This is a genomic window from Vibrio sp. 1731 (genome assembly GCF_033339955.1).
GTDB lineage: Bacteria > Pseudomonadota > Gammaproteobacteria > Enterobacterales > Vibrionaceae > Vibrio > Vibrio alginolyticus.
The window spans coordinates 1-1,037 of the sequence record NZ_JAWOVO010000175.1; the positions used below are offsets into that span (position 1 = coordinate 1).

Genomic DNA, 1,037 nt, shown 5'->3' on the forward strand with positions numbered 1-1,037 from the left:
GCTCCAATGCGTACTAAGGCGGCGATGATGAAAACAACAACTCCAGCACTTGCGCTTGCCCTTTGTTCAACAGCTACATTAGCAGAGCCAATGGCGTATCAAACTGAATCTGGCATTGAGTTTATCCCCTTGGTCAAAGCGTTCTACGAAGGCGACGACAACATAAACAAAGCGGAAAAATCTCAAGATATTGAATCCGTAAACATTTGGGGACTAGAGCCTAGCTTGTTGGCACGTATCGAACGCCATCAATATCGCGCAGACATTCAGTACAAGCTAAAAGCGGGCTTTTCTTCAGACGAGAAGAATGATTACGATGACCATACCTTTCAGCTCACCAATTTTTTTGAATTCAATCATCGTCATCGTTTAGTCGTGGATTATCGTTTTCAGGCATTGCATGAAATCCGCGGTGAAGACATCACTGAAGGACAAGGTAACCTTCTCGATTCACCTATCGAGTTTTACCGTAATGATTTGAAAACCAACTACGTGTTTGGCTCTGCTGGTGCGAAAGGACGATTCGAATTTGGCTTAGGCTACAGCGATAAAACTTACCAAAATTATCGTAACGGTTTACCTGGCAAGCCCAACGCAAAAACTAAGTACAACGACTTCCGCGCCCCAAACGCCCACGTTGAGTTTTACCTTAGAGCGACTCCTAAAACCTATTGGTTAGTTGGGACAAAACAAGTCTTCACCGAGTACCTTAATAAAAACCCTCGCGCTGCATCAAAAGACAGCGACACCGGTTTTTACTACACCGGTGCTGAGTGGGAAATATCGGGGAAAACCCAAGGTATCGCAAGGCTTGGCTATCAAGTTAAAGACTTTGATAGTGAACAACGAGAAACCTTCAAAGGCTTTAGCTGGGATATCGGATTTGAATGGCTACCACAAGAGCAAACGTTGGTGACGGTCAAAACTACCCAAGCAGCCGTCAACCCTGACCAAGATGGTGACTACAACTTACAGACTCGTTATCGCCTAGATATCAAACACGATTGGAACAGCTATTTAGCCACTCGTTTAGGTGG

General features: G+C 44.8%; 1 protein-coding gene. It reads left to right on the forward strand.

The annotated features are described in order from the left end of the window. Positions 1-6: 6 nt before the first annotated feature. A partial coding sequence (locus tag R7035_RS26030; RefSeq protein ID WP_411913244.1) for an outer membrane beta-barrel protein occupies positions 7-1,037 on the forward strand: 1,031 nt, incomplete at its 3' end.